Raw genomic sequence first — 24,608 nt, forward strand, 5'->3', positions numbered from 1 at the left:
TTGTCACTCCAGTGTCTGTTTCAGATGTCGATGATCGATCTTGCCGTTGGCCGAGATCGGCAGTTCGTCGCAAAGATGGATTTGCGCCGGCACCATGTACGCGGGCAGGACCTCGGCCAGCGCGGCCCGAATCTGCTCGGCCCCGCTGCCTTCGCTCTTGGGCACGACGAACGCCACCAGCCGCTTCTCGATGCCGTTGTCATGCACGGTCACATAGCTGCGCCGCACTTCGGGCCGGTTCTGCAGATGGAACGCGATCTCCCCGAATTCGATCCGGAAGCCGTTGATCTTGACCTGGTCGTCCAGGCGCCCCTTGAACACCAGCACACCGTCCTCGCGCAGGTAGCCGATATCGCCGGTGTGGTAGAGCCGCTCGCGTCGCCCCGCGATCTCGTATTCGACGAAGCGCTCGCGGGTGATCTCCGGCATGCCGAGATAGCCGGGCGTCAGGCCCGGCCCCGCGACGCAGATCTCGCCGGGCTCGCCGGCGCGGCACAGCGCATCCTGGTCGACGACATAGAGGCGTGTGTTCTGGATCGGCAGGCCGATCGGCAACATGGTTTCGTCGGGGCCGATTTCGCGCACCGGATACCAGGTCGTGAAGGTCGTGCATTCGGTCGGACCGTAGACGCTGACGATCCGGTCCGCGCCGTAGCGGCGCAGTGCCTCGTTCATGTGGCGTAGCGAGTGGGCCTCGCCGCCGGTCAGCACCGTTTCGACGCTCGCGAGCGTCGCCGGCGCTTCGTCGACGAGCGCGTTGAACAGCGCGGTGGTCAGGAACAGCAGGTTGATCCGGTGGCGCTCGATCAGGTCGCGCAGGCGCGACGCGCGCACGAAGCCGTCTTCGTAGACGACGCACGCGCCGCCATTGAGCAGCGGTCCCCAGATCTCGAAGGTCGCGGCATCGAACGTGACCGGCGCCATCTGCAGCACCCGGCTTTCCGTGTCGAGCCGCGCATAACGCGCGCCGAAGACCAGCCGCGCGACGCTCCGATGCTCGATCGGCACACCCTTGGGCTGGCCGGTGGAACCCGACGTGAAGTTGATGTAGGCGATCGAGGCCGCCGTCGCGCGCCCGTGGGGCGCTTCGCATCGGCCTTCCTCGCGGAGCGCGTCGACCGACACCGGCAGCGCGCGACACGCGCCGAGCGCCGCGGGCGCCGGGCCGGCCGCGCCGTGCAACGCATGGCGGCAGCCGGTCTGCTCGATCAGATGCGCGACACGCTGGGCCGGCCACGCTGCGTCGAGCGGCAGGTAGGCCGCGCCGGCCTTGACGATCGCCAGCAAGGCCGCCACCAGATCGACGCCGCGCGGCAGAACCAGCGCGACCACGTCGCCGGGGCGCACGCCCTCGTCGATCAGGCGCCAGGCCAGCGCATTGGCGCAGTCGTCCAGCTCACGATAGGTGCAGGTCCGGCTCGCCGTGATCACGGCTGCCGCGTCCGGCCGGCGCGCCACGACGCGATCGAACAACTCGCCGATGCTCGCGTCGTCAGGGTACGGCACGGACGTCTGGTTGATCCGCTCGTGAAGCGACCATGCGGCTTCATCGCAGCGAAGCGATTTCATCAACTAGCTCCTCAAACGAGTGGCCATGTGCGCAAGCAACAGTTCGCGATGGCTATCGAGAAAGAAATGCGCGCCGTCGAACCCGACCAGCTCGCATCCGGATGTGGTGAAGCCGCGCCAGCCGGCCACGCTGGCCTCGCTGTCGATCGGATCGGCGTGGCCGTAGTAGACATGCAGCGGTACGTCGAGCGGCGTGCGGTGCCAGTTGCCCCACAGCTCCGCGAGCCGCATGTCGGCGCGCATGATGGGCAGCATCAGGTTCATCAGCCGCTCGTCCTCGAGCACCTCGGTCGGCGTGCCGCCCATGGTGCGCAACGCGGCGCGGAACGCCGGCTCCGGCAGTTCGTGCAGGTAAGGCCGCGCCTGCGGACTGTCGGGGCTGCGGCAGCCGCCGATGAACAGCCCCCGGCAGGTGCCCGGCGGCAGCACCGGGCGCATTCGCTGCGCGATCTCATAGGCGAGACGGCCGCCGAAGCTGTGCCCGAACAGCGCGTGCGGCTCGCCGAGATACGGCGCGAGCGCGCTCGCGCAATCCTCGACGAGCGCGGGCCATTCGCCGTACAGCGGCTCGCGCAGCCGCATGCCGCGGCCGGGCAGGCGCACCGCCACCAACTCGACATCCGGGGCGAGGTGCTCGACCCAGTTGCGGAACAGGTCGGCGCTGCCGCCCGCATAGGCGAAACAGATCAACCGCAGCCGGGGAGCGGCCACGGGGCGCGGAACCAGGCACCACCGTGCCTGGGCCGCGCCGGCTTGCGCCTGCGTCACGAGGTGCGCGTTTCGCTGTGTTGCGCGATGTGGCTCGCGATGTCGGACAGGCGGCTCTGCTCGAACAGCGCCTCCGGGGTCAGCGCATCCTCGCCGAAGCGCTCCTCCACGCGCGAAAGCAGCTTGACCGCGGTGATGGAGGTGCCGCCCGCCGCGAAGAAGTCGCTGTCGGCGTTCTCGATCCGCAGGCCCAATGCATCGCAGGCCTCGACCAGCCACGCCTCGATCTCGGTTATATCGTTGCGATTGCTCATGGTATTTAGTGCTCCTGCCGGATTAGTTGGCCTGGAAACGGAAGCCGTTGACGTTCTCGGTGACGAAACGGTTGTGACCGAAGGCGTCCTGGCCCGCGACCTGCACGCAGCCGAACTTGTCGAGACTGGCGCTGCCGCCGAATTCCTCCAGCGTGTTGGAATACGGATAGACGCGCACCGAGTTGGGCAGATAGCGCGCGGCGAACCCCAGCCGCATCTTGTCGGTCAGCCCGCTGTGCGGATGCGACGCGTGCATGAGCGTCGACCAGAAGATGATGAACTGGCCCTGGCGCATGACCATCGACTTGGCCTGGCTCTCGTCCGGGCTCCAGTTCGGGTCCTTCTGCAGCTGCCGGTAGTCGTAGCCGAAGAAGCCGCGGCGCACGCCCTGTTTTTCCCGGTTGTTGATGGCGTCCTCGCGATACTCCATGACCTTCGATTCGTCGTAGTTCATGGTGCGATGCGTGCCGGGAATGAACTGCAGGCAGCCGTTCTCGATGGTGGCGTCGGTAAACGCCGACCAGACCGTGATGGTGCCGCCGAATTGCGCATCCTCCGGCCATACGATCTGCGGGTGCTTGGAGCCGGCCACGTTGGAGAAGTTGTCGGCCTGATGCCAGTCCGTGCCCTCGTCGCCCGGATACTTCGGGAAGAACTCCGAGCGCCAGCACAGTACGTCCGGGCCGAGGATGCTCGCGACCCGGTCGGTGATTTCCGGGCGCGTGATGTGCGAGGCCAGGAAGTCGACATCGAGATGGCGATCGTAATTGGCCAGATTGGTGACGCCGGAAATCGATTTTTCCTGGCTGTAGATGGCCTTTTTGGTGTTCAGCAGCTTGGGGCGCAGCGCCTGAAGGTTGGCTTCCATCTGGTCGCTGGGGTAAAGATCGAACGGCCCGATATAGCCGTTGCGATGAAAATCTGCCAATTCTTCCTGGCTCAAAGCAAACCTGGAACTACGTACCTCGATAGTATTGTTCATGGTTATTTTTACGGCCCTCGAATGATGGAACTGCATTGCTCGACTGCGACATCAAAAAGCGAATCTATTTTATTGTTGTTACGTTTTTGTTTTTAATCCGGGAGTTTGATTCGCGCCGCGGCATGCATGTCGCGAGCCGCAGGCGATACAGCTGCTCAGCCCTGCAGGGCCGGCTTGGCGTGGCTCATGCCGAACTTGATCGGCGCGCCGCGCGGTTTCTTCTGCTCGATTTCCATTTGATCGATAATATCGCGAAATTCGATTTGATGGTCAGCCATTTCGCCCATCAAGAGAGCGATTACCGCGAGGTGAGACGGTACCACACCTTTTTGTGAATAATTGGTGATTGAATTTTCATTCATCTTCACCAGGCTCGCGAATTCCCGTACGGTCAGCCGCGCGCGTTTGAGCTGATCGCGGAATTCGAAATACGTCATTACGGACACAACGGCTCTCCTTCAAAAAGATCCGGGGTTTTGCCTGAACAAATCCGCCCTGCACGATTTCTCGATTCCGCGATCCCGGGCAACGGCCCGCTTACATCTTCACCTGATCGAGGAACGTCTTCTTGCCTGCCTTGTAGACGTACAACGAGATCACGCCATGCGCGAGATCGCCGTGCGAATCGAACTGGGTTTCACCGATCACGCCGTGATAGTCGGTCGGCGGCATCTGCGCGAGGATCTTGGCGGGGTCGGTGGATTTCGCCCGCTTCATCGCATCGACGATGATGTACACGGCGTCGTAGGCGAACGGCGCGTCGTATTCGACCACCTGTCCGAAGCGCTTCTTGTACTTCGCCTGGAACGCCTCGCCGCCCGGCATCGTCTGGATCGCCGCGCCGGCCTGCGAGCACACCACGTTCTCGGTCGCATCGCCGGCGAGATTGGCCAACGATTCCGTGCAGACGCCGTCGCCCGTGAAGACGCGTGCGCGCAGGCCGAGCTGCTTGGCTTGCTTGGCGAACGGGCCGCCGGTCGAATCCGAGCCGCCGTACATGATCGCGTCAGGCGTCTCGCCCTTGATCTTGGTGAGTACCGAGCGGAAGTCGATGGCCTTGTCGCTGGTGGCATCGTGCGACAGCACGGTGATGCCCAATTCCTTCGCGCGCTTCTCGAATTCGTTCGCCAGGCCCTGGCCGTAGGCGGTCGAATCGTCGACGATCGCCACACGGTGGATATTGCCCAGCTTCTTCGCATAGTTGGCCAGCGCCGGGCCTTGCTGCGCGTCGGTGGCCACGACCCGGAAGGTGGTCTTGAAGCCCTGCTGCGTGTAGACCGGATTGGTCGAGGACGGGGAGATCTGCGTGATGCCGGCTTCGCTGTAGATCTTCGAGGCCGGGATCGACGTACCCGAGTTCAGGTGACCGACCACGGCCACCACCTTGTCGTCGACGAGCTTCTGCGCTACTTGCGTGGCCGTGCGCGGATCGGCTGCGTCATCCTGGGCGTCGAGCTGCAACGTGACGGAATGCCCGCCGATCGTCAGACCTTTCGCGTTGATTTCCTCCACCGCGAGGCGCGCGCCGTTTTCGTTGTCTTTACCAAGATGCGCGATCCCGCCGGTCAACGGCTCGACGCTGCCGATCTTCACGACGACCGGGTCTGCACTCGCGGCCGTCGCGGCGGCAAGCGCCAACACCGAAAGCGTGGCGTTCAGCGAAAGCTTGAGTGCGCTGGATAAATTTGCTCGTTTCAAGTGCGGCTCTCCTGCGAGTGTGGTTGAGAACTTCCCGTCACGCCCGGCAACTGACCGGTGCCTTGTTTTGAATCACGCCAGCCCCTCGCTCGCGACCCCGTGGGCAGCCTGCTGGCCCCGGGTCTCGCCGCTCTGGTGCAGGACGACGACGCGCAACACCGCAAATCGTCTTATGTATCCATATTATGTATTTTGGATACATTGGTAGCATATCGGTGCCAAGATACAATTGGCAAGTCAAAAAAATCAAGCCGGAGGTATGCATTGCGACCCCCAAACACGCTGGTCGCGGAAGCGATTCGCGAGGACATCCTGCGGGGAGAATTGCCGCCTGGAACGCCGCTGATCCAGGAGAACCTCTCGGTCAGATATGGTGTGAGCCGGATCCCGATCCGGGAGGCGCTGGTGCGCCTGGAAGCCGACGGGCTCGCCCGGCAAGAGGGCAAGCGCGGCCTGACGGTGGCGCCGCTGCATGCCACCGAGGCCGAGGACTTGTGGATGATGCGTTCGCGCCTGGAGCCGCTCGCGCTCGAAATGGCGTTTCCGTTCCTGACCAAGAGCGTGCTGGGCGAAGCGGAGGACCTGATCGACAAGGTCGAACACCTCGGCAACGATCCCGCGAAACAGAGCCAGGCGAACTGGCTGTTCCACCGCACGCTTTATGAGAAGGGCAACCGCCGGCGCCTGCTGGTCACGCTCGACGGGCTGCATTTGCAGGCGGAAAGGTACTTGCGGTTCCAGTACGACGTGATGAGCCACAGCCGCGACAGCCGCACCGAGCACATGGCCATCCTCGATGCGCTGCGTGCCCGCGACCTGGAGGCGGCCTGCCAGGGCCTCGTGCGGCACATCGAGGATGCCGGGCGCAAGCTGGTCACGGCGTTGCGCAACGTGCCCATCGCGGAGGCGTAGGCTTTCGCCGCATGGGCTCGCCGAATGAACCGATGCCCGCGATACCGGTGGGCGGCAGCCGGCGAGATCACTGACAATGTGCCGCTGTAAAAAATGAGAGAGGGTGCGGTATGCGTTGGATCGGCAAGACGCTCACGGTGATTTCGGGCATTGCGGTCGTCGGCATCGCCTGTGTTCAAGCCGCCCCCAGCGAAACCGTATTCCCGCGCTTCACGCAGGCCCAAGGCAAGCTCGATGCCGACGGGCTCCCGCTGTCCGGCGTGAAGCTCTGCGTGCTTCCCGACCATGCGCCGTGCTTCGAGATGCCGCCGAAGCTTGTCCCCGGTTCCGCCAAGGAGCTGTATCAGTTCGGTCTGAATCCACGGTCCGAACGACTGCCGATTGCATCCGGCGGCTCGTGGGTGTTTTTAGCCGGAACGTTTTCAGGCGGCGGCAGCGGCATGCTGGAGCGCGTGGCCGTCCTGCGTGTCGGCGCGAACGGCAAGATCGAGAACCTGATGCCGATCGTCACCGAAACGGAGATGGCCGATCGCGCGATGTGGAACTTGCCGGCGGTGTCGCCGTATCCGCTGTTCGTCCGGGCCGACTATGCGTGGGGCAAGGGCGAGGATCATTTCGGCAAGCACTTCTTCGACGTCGACGCATGGGCGTTCGATCCCGCCGCCAATCAATACGTGAAGCGCTTTTCCTACCGGACGAGCCAGCGCTACGACAGGGGCGAGGGCGCGGACCACGTGCTGAGCGCCGAGCGTGCGGAAATCCTCCGCCGCCTCGCCGCCGCCCAGTAGCGCGTTATCGCTGCGCGTCCCCGTAAGTTTCCTTGCATACCGTGCGTAGCGCGTCGACGAGCAAATCCCGCGCGGGCGACCGCGAATCGGCGGAGCGCGTGAACAGCGCAATGGGCGGCAGCGTCCACACCAGCGAATACGGCACGATCGCCACGCCGGCGATGCGCACCAGTTCCTCCGCGATATCGGCCGGCACGATCGATACGGCTTCGTCGCTCGACGCGATCATTTCGCCGATCAGCTTCGACGAGTAGCTTTCGACGATCGGCACGGGCGGCGCGATGCCGGCCGACAGGAACAGGTCGGTCACCTGTTCGCGCATTGGCGTATGCGGCGCACCGAGAATCCAGTCGAGCGCGTGCAGCTTGTGCCAGTCGAGCGGCGTGCGGGCGAGCTTCGCCGCCAGCCGCCGGCTCGCGATCATGCGCGGCTGCTGCTGATACAGCACTTCGAACGAAACCTGCCCGAGATCGACCGCCGACGACGCGCGCCCGATCACGATATCGACACTGTGATCCTTGAGCTGCAGCAGCAGCTGATCGCTGGTGCCTTCGTGAATCGTCACGGTCAGGCGCCGCTCCATGTGCGCCTGCAGCCGCTTCAGCGCGGCCGACAGCATCTGGCCGGAGATGAACGGAATCACGCCGATGTGCAGATGCGCCGCATGCCCGGCGGCGACGGCTTCCATCTCGCGGGCGAGGTGGTCGAGATCCTTGATCATCGCCTTCGCGCGCTCGAGCACGACCGCGCCGAGCGCCGTGGGCCGCATGCCGCGCGACGAGCGCTCGAACAGCGGCGTGCCGAACATGCTCTCCAGTTCGGACAGCGCGTTCGTCACGGCCGGCTGGCTGCTCGCCATGTGCTCGGCGACCCGCGTCAGCGAGCCGTGCTGCTGGATCTGCAGCAACAGCACCAGATGCCGGATCTTCAGACGCGCACCGAGCCGCCTGACCACGTCGTTTGCATCAAAATTCATTGACTGGTCATGCATTCATCAGGAAAAAGTGATGGACCGATATTAAAACAGAATCATCACGTTATGGCGGATCCCTAGAATCCCCTTCATGGATCGCGCCGGGACTGGCCTGGCGCCCACGCCGAGACCCAGAACATGAAACAGACAGAGACACAGCAGCAGGCCGCGTTCGACTATCACGAGTTTCCGACGCCCGGGAAAATCTCGGTCGTGGCGAGCAAGCCGCTGGTGACCCAGCGCGATCTGGCGCTGGCCTATACGCCCGGCGTGGCGAGCGTGTGCGAGTCGATCGCCGCCGATCCGCTGCAGGCGCACCGCTTCACGAGCCGCGGCAACCTGGTCGGCGTGATCACGAACGGCACCGCCGTGCTCGGTCTCGGCAACATCGGCCCGCTCGCATCGAAGCCGGTGATGGAGGGCAAGGCCGTCCTGTTCAAGAAGTTCGCCGGGATCGACGTGTTCGACATCGAGATCAACGAGACCGATCCGGACAAGCTGATCGACATCATCGCGGGCCTCGAACCGACGTTCGGCGGCATCAACCTCGAGGACATCAAGGCGCCGGAATGCTTCACCGTCGAGCAGAAGCTGCGCGAGCGCATGAAGATTCCCGTCTTCCACGACGATCAGCACGGCACGGCCATCACCGTGTCCGCCGCGTTCATCAACGGGCTGAAGGTCGTCGGGAAGTCCATCAAGGAAGTGAAGGTCGTGACGTCGGGCGCCGGCGCGGCCGCGCTGGCGTGCCTGGACTTGCTGGTCGACCTCGGGCTGCCGGTGGAAAACGTGTGGGTGACCGACATCGAAGGCGTCGTCTATCGCGGCCGTACCACGCTGATGGATCCGGCCAAGTCGCGCTTCGCGCAGGAAACCGACGCGCGCAAGCTCGCCGAAGTGATCGGCGGCGCGGATGTGTTCCTGGGGCTGTCGGTCGGCGGCATCCTTACGGCGGAGATGCTGAAGGCAATGGCGGCGCGCCCGCTGATTCTCGCGCTGGCCAACCCGACGCCGGAAATCTTCCCGGAACTGGCGCATGAGACGCGCGACGACGTCGTGATCGCGACGGGCCGCTCGGACTACCCGAACCAGGTCAACAACGTGCTGTGTTTCCCGTACATTTTCCGCGGCGCGCTGGACGTGGGCGCGACGACGATCACGCGCGAGATGGAAATCGCCGCGGTGCACGCGATCGCGGGGCTGGCCGAGGAAGAGCAGAACGAAGTCGTCGCGGCGGCCTATGGTGCGTACGACGTGTCGTTCGGCGCGCAATACCTGATTCCGAAGCCGTTCGACCCGCGCCTGATCGTGCGGATCGCGCCGGCCGTGGCGAAGGCGGCGATGGAAGGCGGCGTGGCGACGCGTCCGCTCGCGAATCTCGATGCGTACGTCGAGCAGTTGCAGCAATTCGTCTACCACTCGGGCGCGTTCATGAAGCCGCTGTTCGCGACCGCTCGCCAGCTCGTGCGCGACGGCGGCAAGGCGCGGATCGTGTTCACCGAAGGCGAGGATGAGCGCGTGCTGCGGGCGGTGCAGGTGATCGTCGACGAGAAGCTTGCGCGGCCGATTCTGGTCGGTCGCCCGGAGGTGCTGCTGGGGCGCATCGAGCGGTTCGGCCTGCGCCTGCGACTCGGTCAGGATGTCGAAGTGACCAATCCGGAATATGACGAACGCTTCCCGCAGTATTGGACGAAGTATTGGGAACTGCGCTGCCGCGACGGCATTTCGAAGGAAATGGCGCGCGTGGAAATGCGCCGCCGCCTGACGCTGATCGGCGCGATGATGGTGCAGCTCGGCGACGCGGACGGGATGATCTGCGGGACGGTGGGCGAGTATCACAATCACCTGCGGTTCGTGGACGAAGTGATCGGCAAGAAGCCGGGGGCATCGACCTACGCGGCGATGAACGTCCTGTTGCTCGATCAGCGCACGGTCGCGCTGGTGGATACACACGTGAACGACAACCCCGATGCGGAGCAGATCGCGGAATTCACGATCGCGGCGGCGCGGCAGATGGAATGGCTGAACCTGACGCCGAAGGTGGCGCTGCTGTCGCGGTCGAATTTCGGGTCGGGGAGCGCGGCTTCGGGCGTGAAGATGCGTCGGGCGCTCGAGATCGTGCGCGAGCAGGCGCCGGATATCGAGGCCGATGGCGAAATGCATGGCGACTGCGCGCTCGATGAAGGGCTGCGGGCGAAACTGCTGCCGATGTCGCCGTTGAAGGGCGCGGCGAATTTGCTGGTTTGTCCGAATGTGGATGCGGGGAATATCGCTTACAACCTGCTCAAGACCGAGGCGGGGAGCAATGTGGCGGTGGGGCCGTTCCTGTTGGGCGTCAATGCGCCGGTGAATATTCTTACTTCCAGCGCGACCGTGCGGCGGATCGTGAATATGGCTGCGTTGACGGTGATCGAGGCGAATCGGGGTGTGGCGGGCTGATTGATGGGGCGGTTGTTGCGGGGCGGCTGAGGCCGCCCTTCGTTTGTCGACATTCGGCCAGTTTGAGACATTCGCGTAGACCGCTTGAATCGCTCGATCTCCGGCTGGTCATTGACGGCTACCTCGTGGAACGGCAATATGGTCCGCATGAACTTCAACGCGCTCCAATCCATGATGTGCACCATGACAGCCTATGGCGAGTCGTGGGAGACGTGACGTTCATACATCGCACACACATTTCCTCTACGGCCCCGCCATCATGACGGGGCCGCGTCTTTTCAGTCGCTCCGGATTGCATTGGCTCAAACAGGAGTGATTGCATGCATGACAGAGTAGGTATTTCCGCCCCCCGAGCCTTTGCAGGCGTGTCAACTCGATTGCACGAGCCGAGGAGAGTGACATGCTGACGATACGAAAAGCGGGTTGCGATGACGCCGTCGACGCATGGGATATACGTAAAACTTCAGTGCATGCTGCATGCGCTGAGCATTATTCGGAGGCCGCTCTGTCCGGATGGGTCGATGGTGTGCTCACCGATAAATGGGTGAGCGTCGTCGCACGTGACTTCTACGTTGCCGTCGATGAAGGACTGGTTGTTGGCACAGGCATGCTTACAGTCGAGAACGGGCGGGTCGACGCAATCTTCGTCCGTCCATCCCATATGGGGCGTGGCATTGGCCGCAGGATGCTGCGCTTTCTCGAAGCGTTGGCCGCCGAACATGGCCTGGTCGAAATGCGCCTCGATGCAACGCTGAATGCAGCGCCGTTCTATCGTAGTTGCGGTTGGGCGGGCGATTCGGTTTCGACATATCGAACGTCGCGTGGATTGGAATTGGCGTGCGTGCCGATGAGTAAGTACATCGTCCTCGCGTAGGTGCATCCCGTGCCGATTGCTGTCGCCAGCAGTCGGCAAAATGGCGACGTTGAAGAACAGTAACCGGGAGCGCCGTAAGTTTGCTCCGGGTTGGCGGCGGTCGCATCATTCGGTTCCTCCTGACATTGGTAAGCGCGACCTGCATCATTTAATGCGAAGAAACATCCCCGCTTTCTCGGGAAGTATCGACGGCTGGAATCCATAGCGCTCATAGAACTTCGGTGTTCCGTGATCTGCCATCAGGCTGACATAGGCAGTCGGCGGCGCATTCTCGTGAATGTAGTCCATCAGTGCGCGCATGATCAGATCGCCTACGCCCTTCTTCTGGTGAATCGGCAATACGGCAATATCGACCACCTCGAAGAAACAGCCACCGTCGCCGATAATCCTGCCGATTCCGACCGGAACGCTATCCCAGTACGCGACGACGCTGAAGAGGCCATTCTTCAACCCGATCGTTGCAGCTTGCTCGGACTTGCGGCTCAACCCCGCAGCGAGGCGAATCTCGATATATGTCGATACTGCGGGTACTTCGTGGCAGATGATGTATTCCATGTGAGCCCTTCAAGGTCGGACCAACTTAGTTGACGAACGGCAGCCGCTCGGCACCGCGCCAGATTTGGCTGTCGATGATTTCGTCGACCATCCCGAGAACCATCCGCTTGCCTTCAAGCACCGCTTGCGAATGCGAGCGCGCCGCATTTTCACAGAGCGCCCAGGTGATGTAGGCGCCCCGGATCGGACTCCACGAGATTGATTCTTCCCAGAACGCGTTGCCGCTGACCGCGCAACATGGCGTCACGGTGTCCGCGATTCCCCGCCGCGCGAGGTCCATCGACAGATGCATCGCATCGAGTTCGAACAGGATGTCGAGTTCGAAATTGCGACGGGCCATCGCGTGCTCGATGGTCGAACGGATCACATTTTGTTTTCCCGCCAGCGCGAGTTTGCGATCTCTGAGACGCGACAGCGGCACCGCTTTGTCAGGCCTCAAGCCGGCATCCTTGGCGCTCACGAGAATCAGCGGCTCCCGAACGAGTGGGGTATGGACATAGCCCTGCGGCGGCGACGCTTCGAACGGCACGATGGCGAGGTCCAGCATGCCCGCATGCATGACGTCACGAAGCTCGTGGCTCACGCCCTCGTGAACACGAAGCCTCACGCGTGGATAGTCGGCGACCACGCGCGCCACGAAGTTCGATGTGAACAGATTGCGCCAGGAAGGCGTAATGCCTATCGCCAACTGGCCCGCAGCACGGTCGCCCACCTGCTCCACCAACCAAGTCAACTGACGAAGAATGGGCCGCGCGCGCTCCACCAGCAGCGTGCCGGCCTCCGTCAGCTGAACGCCGCCCTGCGTTCGCGTAAAAAGCTTCGCGCGAAGTTGATGCTCGAGCAGCGCGATGTGGCGCGACAGCGCCGGCTGGGAGAGCCGCAAATCAGTTGCGGCCTTGTTGATACTGCCGAGTTCGGCAACACGCAAGAAGTACTCGATAAGGCGGGAGTCCACTGGCGCCTCCGTGCGTTCCAGTTGGGTCTATTGCGAAAGCAGAGCAAGCATAACGCCGTTATTCAATATATGGATAACAGCCATAAAACGTCCGCATTATCGGGATAACGATGCGCTCGGTAGCATTGAAGTCAGCGCATACGAGGTCGTCGACCGCAACGGTCCCAAGGCAGCCCCGTATTGGGAGCATTTCATGAGCCTGTGCCCCTGCGGCAAGGAGGCCACGATCGCCGGATTCGTCAGGGAGGAGGACGGAAAGTGACTGCGACAACCACGGCCCATACCGGCTGGAGCGCGCATCGCGGGTGGGTCGCGCTCGCCGTCGGCTACCAATGGTTCTACAACGGCGCCAATTTCCTGGCTTTCAAGGTGGCCGGGAACGCGTTGCATCCTCTGATGGTGGCGACATTGCGCTTCTCGCTCGCGGCGCTGGTCGTCCTGCCTTTCGCGCTGGCGCGCTGGCGCCGATCGCCTGCGTCAGTCCGCGAGTCGGGTGGGGCGGCGTTGATTGGCGTCACCATGCTGGTGGCCAGTCAGGCACTCGCGATCTGGGGGACGCATTTTCTGCCGGCAGGCGTGGCCGCGGTATTCGGTTCGTCTTCGCCGCTCTTCCTGGCGTTGTTCGCATGGGCCGTGTTTCGCCAGCCGCTGACCAGCCGTCAGATCGCCGGGGTCGCCATCGGCTTTGCCGGCCTCGCGCTGATGGGCTGGACGTCTGCTACCGGCGGCGACTTCCGGCCGATGGGCGCGGTGCTTGCGCTTACCGCGACGGCAGCCTGGGCAGTCGGATCGTTGCTTGCGCCGCGACTGGCGTTGCCTCGCGATCCCGCGATCAGCCTCGCGATACAACTGATATCAGCCGGCGCGCTGCTCGGCGCGATCGTCGCCGTGTCGGGCATCGCTGCCACGACGCACCTTGCGCGCGTACCGCCTGCGGCATGGGCAGCGCTCGCGTTTCTCGTCGTGGCGAGCACGTTGATCGGTTACGCCGTGTTCCTGACGCTCAACGCTCAGGTCTCGACGACGCTCGCCAACACCTTCAACTATGCCGCGCCGGTGATCGCGCTGTGTCTCTCCGCGCTCCTTCTGCACGAGCCGTTGACGCTCGTGAAGCTGATTTCCGGCGGCATCGCGTTGGTGGGCGTGGCGCTGATGATCGATCGCAAGTAGCGCGGCGAACGGCGGGCTTTTCATCTTCAGCAAACTTCCGAAATCGACCGAAGCCTTGGATCATGACGAAGACATCTCGACATCCGCTGGTATCGCACACGCTCAACATGACGGGTCAGTCGACGCACTATCTCGAGAGTGGGCCGGCCGACGGGCCGCTGATGTTCTTTCTGCACGGCTGGCCGAGCATGAGTTTGATGTGGCGCGCCCAGATGGAGGCCTTCGCCGCCGACGGCTGGCGCTGCGTCGCGCCGGACCTGCGCGGCTACGGCGGTTCTTTTGCGCCTGAAGCCAACGACGCCTACACCATCGAGGCCGCCGTGACGGACATGACCCAACTTCACGACCACCTCGGCGGCACGCCTGCGATCTGGGTCGGGCACGACTGGGGGAGCGTGGTGGTCGCCGAGTTGTCCGCACATGAGCCGGAGCGCAGCCGTGGTGTGGTGCTGACCTCGCTGGCCTATCAACCCGACGGGCACGCGCTGAGCACGATCGTTCCACTGGTCGACCGGACGATTTATCCCGCCGACGCGTATCCCGATGGTCAGTGGGATTACTACCGCTACTACATCACGCATTTCGACGCGGCGGTCGCAGACCTGGATGCGGACCGGACGGCATCGCTGGCGTCGATTTTTCGATCGGGCAACCCTGATGGCGTCGGCAAGGTGTCGCCGAATGCGGTCGTCACGCGCAATGGAGGGCGTTTCGGTGCCGCGCATCGGGCGCCGCCGACTCGCCCTGATCCGGCTCTGTGGCCGCCGGCGGACTTTGAAGCGCTGGTAGCGTCGTTCAATACGCATGGCTTCCGTCCCGCGTGCGCGTGGTATCTGAACGACGAGGCCAACATCGATTACGCGCGCAACGCGCCGGATGGCGGCCGTCTCTCGCAGCCGGTGCTGTTCGTCAACGGCGAATTCGATCAGATCTGCAGCATCACCGGAAATCGCCAGGGCGATCCCATGCGTGCGGCATGCGCAGACCTGACCGTGACAACGATGCCGGCTGGACACTGGTTGCCGCTGGAATGCAAGGCACAGCACGTCGAGGTTATCCGTGCGTGGCTTCGGAGTAGAAATCTTTGATGCGGTGAGACATCGGTCGGATCGGGTGCATAGATTGACGTCTCATGGGCGGTGCAAGGAGACGGGTGGCGAGCTGCTGTGTGCTCGCGGCTGGTGCGCAGAGCGTTTCGATGCGCAGTCCGTTCATATAACGAACGAATTCAGCTTGACCTTCTCGTGAAGATTTCTCATGCCCTCGAGATAGCGAAAGCATCCGATTAGCGTCAGTGTAAAAATTGGCAGCAGATATCGATCCCCGCTCATTTTTCAGTTTTTCCTAAATTCATAATCGGACACATGGCTTGATGGCTCGATAAGGCGACAACGAAGCTCTAGAACGCGATATTTGAAGCGACCTGAGACAAAACCTTCAGCATCAATTTATCCATTGAGAATTGTCCCAATCTTCACGACTCTTGCGTACTGGGACAGATTTAACAGTTGTTTTAATTGCTATTGCGGACTTGCTTGGGCATCGATTATTTTGGCGCCGACTCATTCAGAGGTGCTATTTACCCATGCCAGTTGTCAAAAAAGTCCCGTACTACCAGATGGAGCCGCGGCTTTTATATTCCGGAAAGCATTGGAAATGCTACTCGGGCGTTGTCGGGTGCGTTCCCATCGACACGCAGCAAAAGATCTCGTTCGCCAGGCTTGCGCCAAATGAGCAGCCACCGCCACCTCCACCCAAGGTAGCCGACCCAGTCGCAGCACAGAAGCCGCCAGCCTCCGCTCCAGCACCGGCCAGGCCGCCGGACAAGCCACAGCCGAGCGACAAGCCTCAAGACGCCGAGCAAGCCGACAAACTGCCCGAGTTCGATCTGCAGGACATCCCCAATGCGATGGACAAGAAGGGCTGGCCAATTTCGGCCAAGTTGGCGCGAAAGTGGTTAGCGAGCCCCAAGCATGTCTACAACAACAAGCTCAACTCACCGCAGCCGATCGACGACACGACAGTCACTCTGGAATGGGCGTTGAGATTTCGCGGTGCATCCTGGCGATTCAAGCAACTCGTCCGGCACGCGATATACACGGAGAAAGCTGCTGAAGCAGTCAAGAATGCGCTGGCGCCCGTGATCGAGAGGTTTTTTTCTGCCGGAAAAATGAACACGGCAGGTATCGTGATCGACACTGCTCCGTTTCTGACGGACCTTCTCCAGTTTCATATCGCCTGGAGATTTCAGTTCCAGTCGGTATCATCCTTTGCGACGCTCGACGGCAGGGCTTTGACCGATCTAACCGGCGCTCTGGGAAACTTCAATTTCTACGCTGCTGTTGGGAGAGTGACTGTTACCGGTGAGCGCTACTACAAGTACGAAGGCAAGAACACAATATTCTGTCTCGAACCGGTTGCACAGATGACCCACATCTATGTCTACATCAAGGATAGCTATTCGTTCAACGACGATTCGTCTTCCAAGAGTCAGTATCTCGGCCACTGGAACAAGAACGGGATGGTGCTGCCGTACGCCGCGGTCATCAACGATTTTTTCGAGAGCAGCAACTTGAACGTTGGGAACTCGACAATTGAGGAAGAGCGCTATCTCCCAGAGGGAGAAGAGGTCGATAAGCCAATCGACAAACGAACCAGTCGCTTTCGGAAATTTCGAGCGAAGGATGTCTACTGGCCGGTGCATAACAAGACGTACCGGCACTGGAGGTCGGTGCATAATCGCGGCGGCGACTTCATGGTCTACAGCAAGCCAAAACTCATCAAGCTGGACAAGCCGATCATTCTGAAAATAGACACCGTATGCAGAACCATTCCGGCCGGGCAATGAACGTGGCAATGACCATCCTCAAAGTGGCCTTGTCTGTGGTCGCCATATATCTGGTGATCGATGCTGGGTGGACGTTCGTGCCGGTTGACGTGCATAACGCGATCACGATTTTCGCGCTCCTGCATACGAAGCTGGCGATCTTTGCCGTCACGTCGATCATCTTTGGGTTCTACGTGTACCGGCTCGTCAGAAATTTCAACCGTTTCAGCCGAGCGAAGCGCGCAGGCGTCGCGATTGTCACGCTCATTTTTTTTGCATTCGTCTACTTGGTAGGCTTTCGCGGAATCATGATTGACGGTACCGATTGTCAGCGCTTCAACTACAACGTCAGGATGAATGGTGGTGTCAAACAGGTCGACGGCACAACCTACATCGTCAACATCTGCGGAAGCGGTGTCCGCAGCAATAGTTTTTGGGGTGATCAGAATGAGCAGGTCAAACTCGTCGTCAGCGATGTACATGGCTCGACGCTTGCCACTCGACTATTTTTCGTTTTTTGGGACGGCCGGCCGGGTGAAGACTCGACCATCATCCGTAAGAACAAGCTGATTTATTTCGACGCATCGGATGAGGACGACAGTGAAAGGTCGATCTCGCTGCCACCCACCACGTTCGATTGGGTCGTGGCGAGAATTCCGATTTGGCTTCGCTGAGAACGGTTCCGCTGCCCGGGTGGTCGTCGCGTGGATGCGGCGCCACCCACGATTCGAGATTCTCGCTGAGCTGTCCAAGCCAAGAAAGTCGTAGTGATCGCTGTGCCCCCCCGGCGAAACAATCGCCCGAATCAAACACCCGTTCGACGAACCGCCCCCGAACCCCGCATCCCCCACGCACCGCCCACACCCCCCACCGCGATGTAATGACCAAACCGCAAGACCTAGTGCATAGATATCGTTTGCCGAGCCCTTAATGACTATCGACAATCGTGGCTCGAATTCACCGCCGCGGCGCCAGAAGCGCCTTGGCGGCCGGCACTCGGCGGCTATCCCGGCCGTCCGCGCCCCCCAGCACACGACGACATGTACGCGTTCACGCCCTCATTCCAAAACCCTGCCGGCTCGCCGATCCGCGAGTTGTTCAAGTACCTGTCCGAACCGGGCATGATTTCCTTCGCGGGCGGTTATCCGGCCAGCGACCTGTTCGACGTCGACGGCCTGAACGCGGCAGCCGAACGCGCGTATGCGCAGCCTGTCCGCTGCCTGCAATACGGCCCGACCGACGGCCTTGCCGAGCTGAAGCAGCAATTGATCGCGCTGATGGCGCGTCGCGCCGTCGCGTGCACGCCGGCCGAACTGCTCGTCACGACCGGTTCGCAGCAAGGCCTCGACCTGCTGCTGCGCGTGATGGTGTCGCCCGGCGACGTCGTGCTGACCGAACAGCCGGCATACCCGGCCACGCTGCAGGCCATGCGTTTGCAACAGGCGCGCATCGTGACGATTCCCGTCGATGGCGAAGGCCTCGACGTCGATCGCCTCGGCGAACAGCTCGCGTCCGGCGCGATCGCGCAGCCGAAGCTGCTCTACACGGTCCCGACCTTCGCGAACCCGACGGGTGCGACGCTCACGCGCGAACGCCGGCTGAAGCTGCTGCGTCTCGCGGTGCAATACCGCTTCCTGATCATCGAGGACGATCCGTACGGCGACCTGCGTTTCGCGGGCGAAGCCGTGCCGTCGATGCTCGCGCTGGCCGGCGAAGTGGACGGCGCGCGCGACTGGCTCGTGCATTTCGCGAGCCTGTCGAAGATCGTCGCGCCGGGGCTGCGCGTGGGCTGGACGATCGCGCCTGCCGAAATCGCGCGGCGCTGCGTGATCGCGAAGCAGACGGTCGACCTGTGCAGCGCGCCGTGGACGCAGGCGACCGCCGCCGAATATCTGGCCGACGGCGCGCTCGAACGTCATCTGCCGCGCATCACGGCCGCGTACCGGCGCAAATGCGACGCGATGTGCGATGCGCTGCGCGACGGGTTCGGCGATGCGATCGAATTCCATCGTCCCGAAGGCGGGATGTTCGTGTGGGCGCGGCTCGGCGCGGTATCGTCGGACGCGCTGCTGCAACAGGCGATCGCCAACAAGATCGTGTTCGTGCCCGGCAAGGCGTTCTTCGCGGACAACGTCGACGCGGCGTCGCTGCGCCTGTCGTTCGCCGCGCCGGACGTCGATGCGATCCGGGAAGGCATCGCGCGCCTCGTGCGCGCGTATGGTGCGGCGCTGGCCGCGTGAGGAGACATCAGCGTGAATATCACCGTCAACGAAACGGCATTGATGGGGGCGGCGGCGAGCGCCGCCTATAAGCAGCCGGCGAAGCATCGCTCGTCGCAGATCAGCGCCGGGCCGCAGTATGTGGCCGACGTGCTCGGCCGCTTCGGCGCGGAGCCGGCACCCGATGCTGGCGATGCGGCGCCGGTCGTGCTCGGCTACAACTGACCGGCACAACGGCGGCGACGCATCCCATGCGAGCCGTCGCCGAAACAAACGGGTAAGCTGGCGCGATCGAAATACCGACGATCGCCGCCGCCCCATGTCCGACTCGACCACCGACTCGATCTCCGACTCGCTCGCGCAAACCTACAACCGCCTGTGGTCCTGCCTCGAATCCGGCGTCAGCGTGCAGCGCTCGCCGTTCACGATGCTGCAGGCGGCGACGCTCGGCCTCGATGGTGCGCCGAAGGTTCGGACGATCGTGTTGCGTCAGGTGAATCGCGTCGAGCGCGTGCTGTCGTTTCATACCGATGCACGTTCGGCGAAGGTCGCGGAGTTGCGTCGCGATCCGCGTATCTCGATCGTCGCCAACGATCTCGACGCGCTCGTGCAGATTCGCGCGGAAGGCGTTGCGTCGATCTGCGACGACGAAGCGCGACGGCGCGCGATCTGGGAAGCGAGCCGCCCGCATACGCTGCTGCTGTATCGCGCGCCGCTGCCGCCCGGCACGCAGGTCGTGTCGCCGGAAGTCGCGCATCTCGACAGCACCGCACCCGCCGCAGACGGCTACGAAAACTTTTGCCTGATCCACATGACGGTCACGCGCGTCGACTGGCTCGAACTCGCGCGCACCGGCCATCGCCGCGCGGTATTCGATCTGAACGAATGCGGCTACGAAGCCCGCTGGATCGCCCCCTGACGCTGGCCCGGCGCGCTCACACCGTTTCAGGCCGCCCGTCCGACGCGGCGTGGATCATCCACTCGCGCATCACCGCGATCGCGTCGTCGTCGCGGCGCTCGGCCGGATACACGAGATAAAACCCCATCGACAGCGGAAACGCGAAATCGAACGGCTTGCACAGCCGTCCGGCGGCGATGTCGCGCTCGACGAGCGGCTCGGTCGCGAGCGCGATCCCCTGGCCGGCGACGGCCGCGTCGATCGCGAGCGACGTCTGGTTGAAGCGCAGGCCCTTGTGCGGATCGACGTCGACCGGTTCGGGCATCGCCGCCAGGAACTCGGGCCACAGATCATGCGCGTCGTGCAGCAAGACCTGACCGGCGAGCGCGCGCGGCGAAGCCGGCGCGGTCAGCACTGACGGGCTGCACACCGCGCACACGTCGAGCGGAAACAGCGCATGGGTAGCGAGATGCTTGCCGAACGGCGGCTTGCCGTAGCGGATCGCGAGATCGACGCCGTCGTGGCGGAACGTCGCGATCTGCGGATCGGCGATCACGCGCACGTCGTAGTCGGGGTGTGCTTCGGTGAATTGCGCGAGCCGCGGAATCAGCCACTTCGACGCGAACGACGGCGTCGTGCTGATCGTGAGCGCCGCGCGGCGCTTGACGAGCTTGTCGGTGGCGTCGGCTATCGCATGCAGCGCGCGCTGCACGTCGGAGAAATACGCGGCGCCGTCGTGCGTGAGCGCGAGGCCGCGCGGCAGGCGCTCGAACAGCTTCAGGCCAAGCACGTCCTCGAGGTGGCGCACCTGCTGCGCGACAGCGCCCTGCGTGACGCCGATCTCGCCGGCGGCGGCGCGGAAATTGAGGTGCCGCGCGGACACTTCGAACGCGCGAAGCGCATTCAGCGGCGGCAGGCGGGAAGGACGTGGCGGCATCGTCAGACTGTAGAAAAACTATCGGCTGGCGGCAGAAATACTGGTTCGACAGCCGGAATCGATGCGCCTACATTACCACCATGGCGCGCCGAATGGCGGCTGCGCGGCGGCAGAATCGGAACGAGGAGCGGATCGTGACTGTAGAAAAAGTGGCGTTGATCACGGCGGCGGGCAAGGGCATGGGCGCGGCGATCGCGCGTGAACTGGCGGCGACGGGCTATCGCGTCGCGCTGATGTCGCCGTCGGGCAGCGCGGTGGCGCTCGGCGAGGAATTGGGCGGTTTCGGCATCAAGGGCTCGGTGACGGAAGAGGCCGATATCGACAAGCTCGTGCAGGAAACGATCGCGCGCTACGGGCGGATCGACGCGGTCGTGAACAACACCGGCCATCCGCCGAAGGGCGAGCTGCTGGCGATCACCGACGACAACTGGCATGCGGGGCTCGACCTGATCCTGCTGAACGTGGTGCGCGTGATGCGCCGCGTGACGCCGATCTTCCAGAAGCAGGGCGGCGGCGCGGTGGTGAACATCTCGAGCTTCGCGGCGGACGCGCCGGAGCAGCCGATGCCCGTGTCGTCGGCGCTGCGCGCGGCGTTGAGCGCATGGACGCGCCTGTACGCTGAACGCTATGCGGCCGAGAACATCCGGATGAACGCGGTGCTGCCGGGCTTCATCGACAGCTGGCCGGAAACGCCGGAGATCGTCGCGCGCATTCCGGCCGGGCGCTTCGGCAAGACCGGCGAGATCGCGAAGACGGTCGCGTTCCTGCTGTCGGACGGTGCGGGCTACATCACCGGGCAGAACATTCGCGTCGACGGCGCGATCGTCAAGGCGCTCTGAGCGCCGCGCTACAGCTACAAACGCGTACAAATCAGACAAATCCGGGATACATCAGACCTTTCGAATAGGCGACGCCGCGTGACGAGGGCGCGCCTGATTGAAAGCCCGGGTGCGATCCCGCGCGCGGCATGTTCACTTTCCACTTCACGAAAGGAGATGCCGAACGATGTCTTCCACACCGTTTTCCCCGATGCGTCGTCACCTGCTGGCCACTTCCGTGGCCGCCGGGGTGTCGGCGATGCTGCCCACCGCGCTGCATGCCGCCACCGGCGCGAGCGGCATACGCCCGTTCACCGCCCACATTCCCGATGAAGCCGTGGCCGACCTGCGCCACCGCATTGCCGCGACGCGCTGGCCGGGCCGCGAGACCGTCGCCGACGAATCGCAGGGCGTGCGGCTCGCGCGCATGCAGGCGCTGCTGCGCTATTGGGGCACCGACTACGACTGGCGCAAGGGCGAGGCGCGCCTGAACGGTTTCCCGATGTTCATCACGGAAATCGACGGGCTCGACATTCATTTCATTCACGTCCGCTCGCGGCACGAGAACGCGATGCCGATGATCATGACGCACGGCTGGCCCGGCTCGATCTTCGAGTTGCTGAAGGCGATCGGCCCGCTGACCGACCCGACCGCGCACGGCGCGAGCGCGGACGATGCGTTCCACGTCGTCGTGCCGTCGCTGCCGGGCTTCGGCTTCTCGGGCCGGCCGACGAAGACGGGCTGGGGCTCCGATCACATCGCGCGAGCGTGGGGCGAGCTGATGGCGCGGCTCGGCTATACGCGCTTCGTGTCGCAGGGCGGCGACTGCGGCTCGGTGATCTCGCACCGGATGGCGATGCAGCGCGTGCAGGGGCTGGCCGGGATTCACGTGAACATGCCGGCGACGGTGCCGCCGGATATCGCGACGCTGCTCGCGACCGATGCGCCCGCGCCGGCGTCGCTGTCGCCGAAGGAGAAGGCCGCGTACGAGAAGCTCGCGACGTTCTATCGCGACAACTGCGGCTACTCGGCGATGATGGTCACGCGGCCGCAGACGGTCGGTTATGCGCTGGCGGATTCTCCGTCCGGGCAGGCTGCGTGGATGTACGACAAGATTTCGCAATGGACTTATAGCGAAGGTGTACCGGAACGCTCGATTCCGCGCGACGAGATTCTCGACGACATTTCGTTGTACTGGCTGACGAACACCGCAACGTCGGCCGCGCAGATCTACTGGGAGGATCACTCGAACAACTTCAACGCGGTGGATATTTCGTTGCCGGCGGCGATCACGGTGTTTCCGGGCGAGATCTACCAGGCGCCGCGCAGTTGGGCCGAGCGCAGTTATCACAACCTGATCTACTTCAACGAAGTCGACAAGGGCGGGCACTTCGCGGCATGGGAGGAGCCGGAATTGTTTGCGCGTGAAGTGCGTGCCGGGTTCCGGCCGTTGCGGCGCGTGTAAGCAGGGTGGCGCGACGAATGCGGGCTGGCCTGTCGCGCGGCTCGTGTTCGTTTTCAGGTCACCGCCTGCAACGCCTGCGCAAACCGCTTGTCCGCGAGATACGCGACGTTGAAGCGGCAATACTTCGACGGACGATCGGCCTGCGGCGAGAACACCGCCCCGGGCGCGAGGATCACGCCGCGCTCCAGCAGCGCCTGCGCGAGCTGCATCGAATCGGGCCAGCCGGGCAGCGCGGCCCACAGATACAGGTTCTGCTCGCACGGCCGATAGACTTCCGCGCCGAGACGGCCGAGCGCATCGAGCGCGGTGCCGGTCGCGCGCCGCAGCTTCTCCTGAAGATGATTCGTATGCCTGAGAAAATGGCCATCGCTGACGATCGCATCGAGCGTGCGTTCGCAGTATTCCGAGCTGCTGACGTGCGTCAACATCTTCACGTCGGCGAGATCGCTGGCAAGCGCCGCATTGCACGCGAGGAACCCGACGCGCAGCGCGGCCGATACCGATTTCGAAAAACTGCCGATATAGATGGTGCGGCGCAACTGGTCGAGCGTCGCGATGCGCGTGAGCGAGCGTGGTCGCAGGTCGGCCAGCGCATCGTCCTCGACGATGATCAGGTCGTGCGCGTCGGCGAGTTGCAGGATGCGGTGTGCCTTGGCCGCGCTCGTATCGGTCGCGGTCGGGTTGTGGCCGACCGATTGCGTGAAGAACAGCTTCGGCCGGTACGCGGCGATATGCTCGGCCAGCTTCGTGACGTCGGGGCCGTCGATCTCGCGCGGCACGCCGACGATGTTCGCGCCGCTCAGTTTCAACTTGCCGAACAGCGGGTAGTAGCCAGGATCGTCGACGAGCACGGTGTCGCCGGGGCGCACGAAATAGCGCAGCACGAGGTCCATCGCCTGGTTCGCGCCGTGCGTGAGCACGATCTGCGCGGGCGGCGCCTCGATCTCGTAGCCGGCGAGCTTCTGCTGCAGCGACTGGCGCAGCGGCAGGTAGCCGAAGCGGCTGCCGTAGCGGAACAGCGACGCGGCGCTCGTGCGCATGATGCGCTGCTGGTACTGGTTCAGCCGCGTTTCCTCGAGCCACTCGATCGGCGGGAAGCCTTCGCCGAGATTGAGCACGTCGGGCTTCACGTGCAGTTGCTCGCGCATCAGCCACACGATGTCCATCGCGCGGTCGAGCGAGCTCGGCTCGTCGAGGTCGGGCGCGGCCGCCGCGCGTCGTGTGACGAAGAAGCCCGAGCCGCGGCGCGGTTCGATCAGGCCGTCGGCCGCGAGCATCTCGAACGCGCTGATCACGGTGTTCTTCGAGCAGCCGGATGCCTCAGCGTATTCCCTGATCGACGGTAGTTTCGCGCCGGCCGGTAACATCCCTTCCTCGATCTGTCTGGCGAGATTGTCCGCCATCGCGCCAGACAGGCTGGCTTTTGCACGCTGTTTCATCGGAATCTTCCGTCGGGCCGCCCCACTGTCATGGGTACGGTTGAGTGACTGTCTGCGCCGTCTGTACC

24 protein-coding genes are annotated in these 24,608 nt (G+C 63.4%); 13 read left to right on the top strand and 11 right to left on the bottom strand.

Translation table 11 applies throughout. From position 1 onward, the window contains the following. Positions 1–3: 3 nt before the first annotated feature. From HWX07_RS15625 to HWX07_RS15650, 6 genes are all read right to left on the bottom strand, one after another. A complete protein-coding gene (locus tag HWX07_RS15625; RefSeq protein ID WP_175876826.1) occupies positions 4–1,569 on the bottom strand; it encodes an amino acid adenylation domain-containing protein in 1,566 nt (521 codons plus the stop codon). A gap of 3 nt (positions 1,570–1,572) precedes the next feature. Continuing rightward, entirely contained in the window at positions 1,573–2,337 is a 765-nt protein-coding gene (locus HWX07_RS15630; protein WP_175876827.1) for an alpha/beta fold hydrolase, read from the bottom strand. After that, positions 2,334–2,591 (bottom strand): phosphopantetheine-binding protein, encoded by a 258-nt coding sequence (locus tag HWX07_RS15635; RefSeq protein ID WP_175876828.1) that lies wholly within the window; start codon positions 2,589–2,591, stop codon positions 2,334–2,336. The genes HWX07_RS15630 and HWX07_RS15635 overlap by 4 nt, the downstream gene beginning before the upstream one ends. A 22-nt stretch (positions 2,592–2,613) precedes the next feature. Continuing rightward, complete coding sequence (locus tag HWX07_RS15640) at positions 2,614–3,573, bottom strand: chlorinating enzyme (RefSeq protein WP_175876829.1); 960 nt, start codon at positions 3,571–3,573, stop codon at positions 2,614–2,616. 155 nt (positions 3,574–3,728) lie between these two features. Beyond that, positions 3,729–4,019, bottom strand: coding sequence for an XRE family transcriptional regulator (locus HWX07_RS15645; protein ID WP_164728213.1), 291 nt, complete (start codon positions 4,017–4,019; stop codon positions 3,729–3,731). A 91-nt stretch (positions 4,020–4,110) separates the two neighbouring features. Further along, positions 4,111–5,271 (bottom strand): branched-chain amino acid ABC transporter substrate-binding protein, encoded by a 1,161-nt coding sequence (locus HWX07_RS15650; protein ID WP_069230635.1) that lies wholly within the window; start codon positions 5,269–5,271, stop codon positions 4,111–4,113. A gap of 264 nt (positions 5,272–5,535) precedes the next feature. Between HWX07_RS15650 and HWX07_RS15655 the strand changes: the two genes are divergently transcribed. Beyond that, on the top strand, positions 5,536–6,183 hold the full coding sequence (locus HWX07_RS15655; RefSeq protein ID WP_074804363.1) for a GntR family transcriptional regulator: 648 nt from the start codon (positions 5,536–5,538) through the stop codon (positions 6,181–6,183). Positions 6,184–6,293: 110 nt separating this feature from the next. Beyond that, entirely contained in the window at positions 6,294–6,971 is a 678-nt protein-coding gene (locus HWX07_RS15660) for a hypothetical protein (protein ID WP_175876830.1), read from the top strand. A 4-nt stretch (positions 6,972–6,975) separates the two neighbouring features. On the opposite strand, the gene HWX07_RS15665 is transcribed toward HWX07_RS15660, so the two are convergent. Then, positions 6,976–7,947 carry a LysR substrate-binding domain-containing protein gene (locus tag HWX07_RS15665; protein ID WP_175876831.1) on the bottom strand — a complete coding sequence of 324 codons (972 nt, stop codon included), beginning with the start codon at positions 7,945–7,947 and terminating at the stop codon, positions 6,976–6,978. A 135-nt stretch (positions 7,948–8,082) separates the two neighbouring features. Here HWX07_RS15665 and HWX07_RS15670 point away from each other — a divergent pair, with 135 nt between their 5' ends. Both HWX07_RS15670 and HWX07_RS15675 read left to right on the top strand, forming a co-directional pair. Next, positions 8,083–10,383: an NADP-dependent malic enzyme gene (locus HWX07_RS15670; protein ID WP_175876832.1), complete on the top strand. Its 2,301-nt coding sequence runs from the start codon at positions 8,083–8,085 to the stop codon at positions 10,381–10,383. Positions 10,384–10,783: 400 nt separating this feature from the next. Continuing rightward, the gene (locus HWX07_RS15675) at positions 10,784–11,257 is read left to right on the top strand and encodes a GNAT family N-acetyltransferase (RefSeq protein ID WP_175876833.1); all 474 of its coding nucleotides are present in this window, start codon (positions 10,784–10,786) and stop codon (positions 11,255–11,257) included. Positions 11,258–11,401: 144 nt separating this feature from the next. On the opposite strand, the gene HWX07_RS15680 is transcribed toward HWX07_RS15675, so the two are convergent. Both HWX07_RS15680 and HWX07_RS15685 read right to left on the bottom strand, forming a co-directional pair. Continuing rightward, entirely contained in the window at positions 11,402–11,812 is a 411-nt protein-coding gene (locus HWX07_RS15680; RefSeq protein ID WP_175876834.1) for a GNAT family N-acetyltransferase, read from the bottom strand. Between the two features lie 25 nt (positions 11,813–11,837). Further along, positions 11,838–12,767, bottom strand: coding sequence for a LysR family transcriptional regulator (locus tag HWX07_RS15685; RefSeq protein WP_175876835.1), 930 nt, complete (start codon positions 12,765–12,767; stop codon positions 11,838–11,840). A 258-nt stretch (positions 12,768–13,025) separates the two neighbouring features. Here HWX07_RS15685 and HWX07_RS15690 point away from each other — a divergent pair, with 258 nt between their 5' ends. The 7 genes from HWX07_RS15690 to HWX07_RS15720 all read left to right on the top strand — a co-directional run bounded on the left by HWX07_RS15690 (position 13,026) and on the right by HWX07_RS15720 (position 19,902). Then, a complete protein-coding gene (locus HWX07_RS15690) occupies positions 13,026–13,937 on the top strand; it encodes an EamA family transporter (protein WP_175876836.1) in 912 nt (303 codons plus the stop codon). A 62-nt stretch (positions 13,938–13,999) separates the two neighbouring features. After that, positions 14,000–15,025 carry an alpha/beta hydrolase gene (locus HWX07_RS15695; protein WP_175876837.1) on the top strand — a complete coding sequence of 342 codons (1,026 nt, stop codon included), beginning with the start codon at positions 14,000–14,002 and terminating at the stop codon, positions 15,023–15,025. A 497-nt stretch (positions 15,026–15,522) separates the two neighbouring features. Beyond that, positions 15,523–16,785, top strand: coding sequence for a DUF6402 family protein (locus HWX07_RS15700; protein WP_244129998.1), 1,263 nt, complete (start codon positions 15,523–15,525; stop codon positions 16,783–16,785). Between the two features lie 8 nt (positions 16,786–16,793). Beyond that, positions 16,794–17,438 carry a hypothetical protein gene (locus HWX07_RS15705; protein ID WP_244129999.1) on the top strand — a complete coding sequence of 215 codons (645 nt, stop codon included), beginning with the start codon at positions 16,794–16,796 and terminating at the stop codon, positions 17,436–17,438. A gap of 366 nt (positions 17,439–17,804) precedes the next feature. Next, positions 17,805–19,004, top strand: a complete 1,200-nt coding sequence (locus HWX07_RS15710) for a PLP-dependent aminotransferase family protein (RefSeq protein ID WP_175876839.1) — start codon at positions 17,805–17,807, stop codon at positions 19,002–19,004. 12 nt (positions 19,005–19,016) lie between these two features. Next, the gene (locus HWX07_RS15715; protein ID WP_175876840.1) at positions 19,017–19,208 is read left to right on the top strand and encodes a hypothetical protein; all 192 of its coding nucleotides are present in this window, start codon (positions 19,017–19,019) and stop codon (positions 19,206–19,208) included. Between the two features lie 94 nt (positions 19,209–19,302). Then, entirely contained in the window at positions 19,303–19,902 is a 600-nt protein-coding gene (locus tag HWX07_RS15720; protein WP_175876841.1) for a pyridoxamine 5'-phosphate oxidase family protein, read from the top strand. A gap of 16 nt (positions 19,903–19,918) precedes the next feature. On the opposite strand, the gene gcvA is transcribed toward HWX07_RS15720, so the two are convergent. After that, entirely contained in the window at positions 19,919–20,818 is a 900-nt protein-coding gene (gene gcvA, locus HWX07_RS15725; protein ID WP_175876842.1) for a transcriptional regulator GcvA, read from the bottom strand. A gap of 134 nt (positions 20,819–20,952) precedes the next feature. Between gcvA and HWX07_RS15730 the strand changes: the two genes are divergently transcribed. Then, positions 20,953–21,657, top strand: coding sequence for an SDR family oxidoreductase (locus HWX07_RS15730; RefSeq protein ID WP_174387204.1), 705 nt, complete (start codon positions 20,953–20,955; stop codon positions 21,655–21,657). Positions 21,658–21,823: 166 nt separating this feature from the next. Next, positions 21,824–23,101 (top strand): epoxide hydrolase, encoded by a 1,278-nt coding sequence (locus HWX07_RS15735; protein ID WP_175876843.1) that lies wholly within the window; start codon positions 21,824–21,826, stop codon positions 23,099–23,101. A gap of 53 nt (positions 23,102–23,154) precedes the next feature. Here HWX07_RS15735 and HWX07_RS15740 read toward each other — a convergent pair whose 3' ends face one another. Continuing rightward, the gene (locus HWX07_RS15740; protein ID WP_175876844.1) at positions 23,155–24,540 is read right to left on the bottom strand and encodes a PLP-dependent aminotransferase family protein; all 1,386 of its coding nucleotides are present in this window, start codon (positions 24,538–24,540) and stop codon (positions 23,155–23,157) included. Positions 24,541–24,608: the final 68 nt, after the last annotated feature.

The sequence above is a fragment of the Burkholderia sp. BCC0097 genome, assembly GCF_902832985.1.
Classification (GTDB): domain Bacteria; phylum Pseudomonadota; class Gammaproteobacteria; order Burkholderiales; family Burkholderiaceae; genus Burkholderia; species Burkholderia orbicola.

Bases quoted from the DNA above. Each gene is read 5' to 3' on its own strand.
- HWX07_RS15740 (WP_175876844.1), bottom strand. From the start codon at position 24,540: ATGAAACAGCGTGCAAAAGCCAGCCTGTCTGGCGCGATGGCGGACAAT.
- gcvA (WP_175876842.1), bottom strand. From the start codon at position 20,818: ATGCCGCCACGTCCTTCCCGCCTGCCGCCGCTGAATGCGCTTCGCGCG.
- HWX07_RS15670 (WP_175876832.1), top strand. From the start codon at position 8,083: ATGAAACAGACAGAGACACAGCAGCAGGCCGCGTTCGACTATCACGAG.
- HWX07_RS15635 (WP_175876828.1), bottom strand. From the start codon at position 2,591: ATGAGCAATCGCAACGATATAACCGAGATCGAGGCGTGGCTGGTCGAG.
- HWX07_RS15680 (WP_175876834.1), bottom strand. From the start codon at position 11,812: ATGGAATACATCATCTGCCACGAAGTACCCGCAGTATCGACATATATC.
- HWX07_RS15695 (WP_175876837.1), top strand. From the start codon at position 14,000: ATGACGAAGACATCTCGACATCCGCTGGTATCGCACACGCTCAACATG.
- HWX07_RS15675 (WP_175876833.1), top strand. From the start codon at position 10,784: ATGCTGACGATACGAAAAGCGGGTTGCGATGACGCCGTCGACGCATGG.
- HWX07_RS15640 (WP_175876829.1), bottom strand. From the start codon at position 3,573: ATGAACAATACTATCGAGGTACGTAGTTCCAGGTTTGCTTTGAGCCAG.
- HWX07_RS15735 (WP_175876843.1), top strand. From the start codon at position 21,824: ATGTCTTCCACACCGTTTTCCCCGATGCGTCGTCACCTGCTGGCCACT.
- HWX07_RS15705 (WP_244129999.1), top strand. From the start codon at position 16,794: ATGACCATCCTCAAAGTGGCCTTGTCTGTGGTCGCCATATATCTGGTG.
- HWX07_RS15625 (WP_175876826.1), bottom strand. From the start codon at position 1,569: ATGAAATCGCTTCGCTGCGATGAAGCCGCATGGTCGCTTCACGAGCGG.
- HWX07_RS15665 (WP_175876831.1), bottom strand. From the start codon at position 7,947: ATGAATTTTGATGCAAACGACGTGGTCAGGCGGCTCGGTGCGCGTCTG.
- HWX07_RS15720 (WP_175876841.1), top strand. From the start codon at position 19,303: ATGTCCGACTCGACCACCGACTCGATCTCCGACTCGCTCGCGCAAACC.
- HWX07_RS15710 (WP_175876839.1), top strand. From the start codon at position 17,805: ATGTACGCGTTCACGCCCTCATTCCAAAACCCTGCCGGCTCGCCGATC.
- HWX07_RS15660 (WP_175876830.1), top strand. From the start codon at position 6,294: ATGCGTTGGATCGGCAAGACGCTCACGGTGATTTCGGGCATTGCGGTC.
- HWX07_RS15700 (WP_244129998.1), top strand. From the start codon at position 15,523: ATGCCAGTTGTCAAAAAAGTCCCGTACTACCAGATGGAGCCGCGGCTT.